Source organism: Xanthomonas sp. SHU 166, from assembly GCF_000364685.1.
Lineage (GTDB): Bacteria > Pseudomonadota > Gammaproteobacteria > Xanthomonadales > Xanthomonadaceae > Xanthomonas_A > Xanthomonas_A sontii.
This window is the reverse complement of the sequence record NZ_AQOJ01000119.1, coordinates 1-5,927: the sequence shown is the minus strand read 5'-3', so window position 1 is coordinate 5,927 and position 5,927 is coordinate 1. Positions and strand designations below refer to the sequence as shown.

Here is a 5,927-nt window from a genome sequence, read left to right as displayed (position 1 = left end):
CACCGAGCGGCCGCCCAGCCGCGGCGTCATCGCCAGCGCCGGCACCGTGGCGCCGGCCACCCTGATCAGCGCGCCGGTCGCCGCCCCGGCCCCGGTGACCGCCAACGCCGTGCCCAACCGGGTTGCCCCGGTGTCGCCCAGCAGCAGTGGCGCGCCACGGCGTCTGGTCAGCGGTCAGCTGTATTCGTACATGAAGGACGGCGTGCGCCACTACACCAGTGCGCGTCCGACCCAGGTCGCCAATCTCGGCGCGGTGCGCACGATCCGCTACAGCTTCATGGAAACCTGCTATGCCTGCGCCAACTCGGGGGTCAACTTCGGTGCGGTGCGCCTGAACACCACCGCCTACCAGAGCGAGATCGCCGCCGCCGCGCGCGAGTACGGTGTCGACGAAGCGGTGGTGCGCGCCATCATCCACGCCGAGTCCGCTTACAACCCGACGGCCCTCAGCCGCGCCGGTGCGCAGGGGCTGATGCAGCTGATGCCGCCGACCGCGCGCCGCTTCGGCGTCAGCGATTCGTTTGATGCAGCGCAAAACATTCGCGGCGGCGTGCAGTACCTGGCGTGGCTGCTGAAGCGCTTCAACGGCAACCTCAGCCTGGCCGCGGCCGGCTACAACGCCGGCGAAGGCGCGGTAGACAAACACGGCGGGGTGCCGCCGTACAGCGAGACCCAACGCTATGTGCAGCGGGTGGGCGTGCTCGCCGAGCGCTACCGCGGCGTGCTGGCGACCGCGCATTGAGCCGTCGCCGCGGCCCGGCAGGAGGCGTTGCGCGTCCATTGTCGGCGCGTTAAGGGTTCCGCTACACTGCAGTGGATTCAGTGCGGCTCGACCCCCACCGAGCTGCTGGCAGCCTCACGCTACCCAATCACAGATCGGAGTGCCGGATGGCCAACGATGGGGTCAACGATTCTGTAAATGTAGGACGCCGCCGCTTTCTCACCGCCACCACGTCCGTCGTGGGCGCGGTCGGTGCGGGGTTCGTCGCGGTTCCTTTCATCAAGTCCTGGAATCCGAGCGCAAAGGCCAAGCTGGCCGGCGCGCCGGTCACCGCCGACATCAGCGCCCTGCAGGAAGGGCAGCGCCTGATCCTGGAATGGCGCGGCCAGCCGATCTGGATCGTCAAGCGCTCCAAGGCGATGCTCGATGCGTTGCCGTCGCTGGACAGCCGGCTCAAGGATCCGGAGTCCACCAACAAGGACCAGCAGCCGGACTACGTGCTGAAGAATCCGGAGTACCGCTCGATCAAGCCCGACGTCTCGGTGCTGGTCGGCCTGTGCACCCATCTGGGTTGCTCGCCGGAAATGGTCGCCGAGATCCGCCCCGAACCCTACGACCCCGACTGGAAGGGCGGCTATTTCTGCCCCTGCCACAAGTCTCGCTTCGACATGTCCGGCCGCGTGTTCCAGGGCGTGCCGGCGCCGATCAACCTGCTGGTGCCGCCGCACCATTACCAAGACGACAACACGCTGGTGATCGGCGTGGACCCGAGCGCGTCCGCGAAGGGAGGGGCGTAAGTCATGGCCGACAACATCCTCACCCGCACCGCGGGCAACGTGTTCGACTGGGTCAACGAGCGCGCTCCCGGGCTGATGCCGTTCTACCGCAAGCACGTCACCGAGTACTACGCGCCGAAGAACTTCAACCTCTGGTACTACTTCGGCTCGCTGGCGATGGTGGTGCTGGTCAACCAGATCGTCACCGGCATCTTCCTGACGATGCACTACAAGACCAGCGCGGCCGAGGCGTTCAACTCGGTCGAGTACATCATGCGCGACGTCGAGTGGGGCTGGCTGATCCGCTACATGCACTCCACCGGCGCCTCGCTGTTCTTCATCGTGGTGTACCTGCACATGTTCCGCGGGCTGATGTACGGCAGCTACAAGAAGCCGCGCGAACTGGTGTGGATCCTGGGCATGCTGATCTACCTGGTGCTGATGGCCGAAGCCTTCATGGGCTACGTGCTGCCCTGGGGGCAGATGTCGTTCTGGGGCGCGAAGGTGATCATCTCGCTGTTCGGCGCCATCCCGGTGATCGGCAACGGCCTGACCGAATGGATCATGGGCGACTACCTGCCGTCCGATGCCACCCTCAACCGCTTCTTCGCCCTGCACGTGATCGCCCTGCCGCTGGTGCTGCTGCTGCTTGTGGTGCTGCACCTGGGCGCGCTGCACGAGGTCGGTTCCAACAATCCCGACGGCGTGGAGATCAAGAAGGGGCCCAAGGGCAATCGCTGGAGCCCGAACAAGCCGGCTGACGGCATCCCGTTCCATCCGTACTACACGGTCAAGGACCTGGTCGGCGTCGGTTTCCTGCTGATGATCGGCGCCTTCATCATCTTCTTCGCGCCCGGCTTCGGTGGCCTGTTCCTGGAGCACGACAACTTCACCGAGGCCAACCGCCTGGTGACGCCGGAGCACATCAAGCCGGTCTGGTACTACACCCCTTACTACGCCATGTTGCGGGTGGTGCCGAACAAGCTCGGCGGCGTGCTGGTGATGTTCTCGGCCATCGCGATCCTGTTCCTGGTGCCGTGGCTGGATCGCGCCAAGGTCAAGTCGATCCGCTACCGCGGCTGGATCTCGCGGGTGATGCTGGGGATTCTTGCGGTGTGCTTCGTCTGGCTCGGCGTGATCGGTTCCGGCCCCGGCACCGAGATCATCGAGACCTACATCGGTCGCGTGCTGACCGTGCTGTATTTCGCCTTCTTCCTGACGATGCCGATATGGACCTCGCTGGATCGAACCAAGCCGGTGCCGGAGCGGGTGAGCAGCCATGACTAAGCGCCTGATCGCTGTGTTCGCCGGCGTCGTGTCGGCCTTGCTGCTGTCCGTCTCGGCCATGGCCGCCGAGGGTGCCGCCACCCTGCAGGCCGGCAACGACCTGGGCGACCGCGCCTCGCTGCAGCGCGGCGCCAAGCTGTTCATGAACTACTGTTCCGGCTGCCATTCGCTGAAGTACCTGCGCTACCAGCGCATGGCCGAGGATCTGGGCCTGAGCGAGGACGAGGTGATGCACAACCTCAACTTCACCGGCGCCAAGATCGGCGAACACATCGAGACGGCGATGCCGCACGATGCGGCGACCAAGTGGTTCGGCAAGGCGCCGCCGGACCTGAGCCTGATCGCCCGCGTGCGCGGCACCGACTGGGTCTACACCTACCTCAAGTCGTTCTATCTCGACCAGTCGCGGCCGCTGGGCTGGAACAACAAGCTGTTCGCCAACGCCTCCATGCCCAATCCACTGTGGGACCTGCAGGGCCTGCAGCAGCCGGTCTACGGCAAGGCCGAGCAGCCGGGCGTGGACAAGCCGGTGGAGCGGCTGCAACTGGCGACGCCGGGCAAGCAGAGCCCGGCCGAGTTCGACCAGACGGTGCGCGACATCAGCAATTTCCTCGAATACGCCGGCGAGCCGGCGGCGCTGAAGCGGCAGAACCTGGGCGTGTGGGTGGTGCTGTTCCTGGCGCTGCTGACCTTCCTGGCGTATCTGCTGAAGAAGGAATACTGGAAGGACGTGCATTGAGTCGCGGCCGTTTCGGCCGCGTCCCGGCTGCACCGTTGCTGAGCCGATCCCCTGTTCATCCTATTGGCTTTTGTGAGCGAGGGTTGCACACTCAGGGGCCGTGACGACCGTCCGCAATGTGCGGGCGGCGTCGATGCGGCCGGCGGATTCCGGCCGTCGGAGAGCCTTGAATGGCGGCGAGTTTGCGCATGCGAAATACCTTGACGTTGTTTTCCTCCACGGATGATGTCCTGTGCCACCGCGTCCGCCTGGTGCTCGCGGCCAAGGGCGTGACCTATGATTTCGTGGCGGTGGATCCGCAGAATCCGCCGGAAGACCTGATCGACTTGAATCCCTACCACTCGGTGCCGACCCTGGTCGAGCGCGAGCTGGTGCTGTACGCCGCCTCGGTGGTCAGCGAGTACCTGGACGAGCGCTATCCGCATCCGCCGCTGATGCCGGTCGATCCGCTTTCGCGCGCGCGCCTGCGCCTGGCGATGCTGCGCATCGAGCACGACTGGGTGCCGCAGGTGCAGGCGATCCAGCTCGGCAACAAGGCCCAGGCCGAAGCCGGGCGCAAGCGGCTGAAGGAGCTGCTGACCGCCTCGGTGCCGCTGTTCAAGGCCAGCAAGTTCTTCCTCAATCCGGAGATGAGCTTGGCCGACTGCGCGATGGCGCCGATCATCTGGCGTCTGCAGGCGCTGGACATCCCGCTGCCGAAGGACGGCAAGGCGATCGAGGATTACGGCAACCGCATCTTCCGCAATCCGGGGTTCATCCGCAGCCTGACCGATCAGGAAAAGAAACTGCGCGACCTGCCGGCATGATGCTGTCCGCCGCGCCGTCTCCATTGTCTTCCGAGCTGTACCGGCATTGCGCGCCGGCACGTAGAATGGGCGCATGAGCGACGACACTTCCCGCATGACCAGCCATCGCCCGTACCTGCTGCGGGCGCTGGTGGAATGGATCAACGACAACGGCATGACCCCGCACATCCTGGTGGATGCGGGCCTGCCCGGCGTGCAGGTGCCGCCGAGCGCGGTCAAGGACGGGCGGGTGGTGCTGAACATCGCCGAGCGCGCCGTGGTGCGTCTGCAGATCGACAACGACGGGGTCAGCTTCACCGCCCGCTTCGGCGGCGTCAGCTACCCGGTGCAGGTGCCGATGTCCGCGGTGCTGGCGGTCTATGCACGCGAAACCGGGCAGGGCATGGCGCTGCCGGACGACATCCATGGCGCCAGCGAGCCGCCGGGCGACGACACCCCGCCACCGCCGCGGCCGGGCGGTTCCGACGACGCCGGCAAGCGGCCGCGCCTGCGCGTGGTCAAGTAATTAGTCGATGCGCGGCCTCGGTGGCTGCGCTTCACCCACCCAAGCGTTGGTGTTTTCGGTATTCGCGCGCCGCGCACCGCGTTGTTCTGTCGTAGGAGCGGCTTCAGCCGCGACGGGCTTACCGATAACGCCCATCGCGGCTGAAGCCGCTTCTGCATTCGCCGTCCATTTCAGGTGGCATGCGCATCGCCCGCGCACTCAGCTTCGCTGTCGCCCGACACGACACGCCGCACGCCATCGGTATCGGTATCGGTATCGGTGCGCGGCCGTGGTGCACGGCTCAGTCGCGCTGCGCGCGGGCTTCCTGCAGGCTGCTCACGCTGGCGACCGATGGCCCGGTGAACGCGATCAGCTGATCGCCGAGCAGCACCAGGCGCCCGCTGTGGCGGTCGGTGCCATCGTAGGAATAGTCGAAGCGGAAGCTGCGCTCGAAGCCGAGCCAGCCGTTGGGCAGGCGCCGCAGGCGCAGGCCGGTGCCGTGCACGCTTTGGTCCAGCCACTGCACGTCGGCGGCCTTGCAGGCGTTGCGGCCGAGGATTTCGGCGCGTTCGGCGGCCGCACGCGAGGCGTTCCAGAACGCGAACACCGCGGCGCCGGCGATCATCAACAGGATCAGGCTGGGCATGGCGCCACTGTAGCGAGGCGCTGGTGGGTGGGCAATCGGGCTGGGATTGAGGATTCGGGAATGGGGATTTGCAAGAGCTGCGCCTCGCGCGCTGCTCGTAGATGTCTTGGAGCAAGGTGCAGCGGCTGACGGACGCCTCCGGTCCCCGCCATGGTCCTGAAGGAGCCACCTGCATGCATTGATGACGCGCGGTGTGCGTCCGCCGGACTCCCGGTGTTGAGAGGCGCCCTGGCGTTGCGATTGGACGAATACGTCTTAGCGCTGTGGCTGTGACTGCGGTTCGGTCTTGGGTGCCTGGTTGCCGGTGGGCGCGGTGGGTTGCGGCGCTGCTGGTGTCGCGCTGGGTATGGGGGATGCCGCCGCCGGCGTGTTCGGACCGGTGGGTGGTGCGGGCGGTGCCGGTGGGGCGGCGGGCGTGCCGGGGACTGTACTGGCCGCGGGCGCGGCGGGCGCCGTCATCGGCGCGGC

Annotated in this window: 8 protein-coding genes; 7 read left to right on the top strand and 1 reads right to left on the bottom strand. The window is 66.7% G+C overall.

Going from position 1 to position 5,927, the window contains the following annotated elements; all coding sequences use genetic code 11:
• The 6 genes from D180_RS04845 to D180_RS04820 form a co-directional block, all read left to right on the top strand.
• Positions 1–742: lytic transglycosylase domain-containing protein (locus D180_RS04845; RefSeq protein WP_017911908.1), on the top strand; the 742-nt coding region annotated here is incomplete at its 5' end.
• A 146-nt stretch (positions 743–888) separates the two neighbouring features.
• Entirely contained in the window at positions 889–1,518 is a 630-nt protein-coding gene (petA, locus tag D180_RS04840) for a ubiquinol-cytochrome c reductase iron-sulfur subunit (RefSeq protein WP_026143542.1), read from the top strand.
• A gap of 3 nt (positions 1,519–1,521) precedes the next feature.
• Complete coding sequence (locus tag D180_RS04835; protein ID WP_017908207.1) at positions 1,522–2,784, top strand: cytochrome bc complex cytochrome b subunit; 1,263 nt, start codon at positions 1,522–1,524, stop codon at positions 2,782–2,784.
• Positions 2,777–3,523, top strand: coding sequence for a cytochrome c1 (locus tag D180_RS04830; RefSeq protein WP_043090485.1), 747 nt, complete (start codon positions 2,777–2,779; stop codon positions 3,521–3,523). Before D180_RS04835 ends, D180_RS04830 begins: the two co-directional genes overlap by 8 nt.
• Before the next feature lie 170 nt (positions 3,524–3,693).
• Complete coding sequence (locus D180_RS04825; RefSeq protein ID WP_010342124.1) at positions 3,694–4,329, top strand: glutathione S-transferase N-terminal domain-containing protein; 636 nt, start codon at positions 3,694–3,696, stop codon at positions 4,327–4,329.
• Positions 4,330–4,402: 73 nt separating this feature from the next.
• Positions 4,403–4,834: a ClpXP protease specificity-enhancing factor gene (locus D180_RS04820; protein ID WP_017908205.1), complete on the top strand. Its 432-nt coding sequence runs from the start codon at positions 4,403–4,405 to the stop codon at positions 4,832–4,834.
• 280 nt (positions 4,835–5,114) lie between these two features.
• Here the strand turns inward: D180_RS04820 and D180_RS04815 are convergent, their stop codons facing one another.
• A complete protein-coding gene (locus D180_RS04815) occupies positions 5,115–5,459 on the bottom strand; it encodes a DUF3301 domain-containing protein (RefSeq protein ID WP_017908204.1) in 345 nt (114 codons plus the stop codon).
• Positions 5,460–5,745: 286 nt separating this feature from the next.
• On the opposite strand from D180_RS04815, the gene D180_RS24425 reads away from it, so the two are divergent.
• The coding region (locus tag D180_RS24425) for a hypothetical protein (protein ID WP_232760333.1) at positions 5,746–5,927 on the top strand (182 nt) is incomplete at its 3' end.

Excerpts from the sequence above, each read along its gene's own strand:
- petA (WP_026143542.1), top strand. The coding sequence starts at position 889 with ATGGCCAACGATGGGGTCAACGATTCTGTAAATGTAGGACGCCGCCGC.
- D180_RS04835 (WP_017908207.1), top strand. The coding sequence starts at position 1,522 with ATGGCCGACAACATCCTCACCCGCACCGCGGGCAACGTGTTCGACTGG.
- D180_RS04830 (WP_043090485.1), top strand. The coding sequence starts at position 2,777 with ATGACTAAGCGCCTGATCGCTGTGTTCGCCGGCGTCGTGTCGGCCTTG.
- D180_RS04825 (WP_010342124.1), top strand. The coding sequence starts at position 3,694 with ATGGCGGCGAGTTTGCGCATGCGAAATACCTTGACGTTGTTTTCCTCC.
- D180_RS04820 (WP_017908205.1), top strand. The coding sequence starts at position 4,403 with ATGAGCGACGACACTTCCCGCATGACCAGCCATCGCCCGTACCTGCTG.
- D180_RS04815 (WP_017908204.1), bottom strand. The coding sequence starts at position 5,459 with ATGCCCAGCCTGATCCTGTTGATGATCGCCGGCGCCGCGGTGTTCGCG.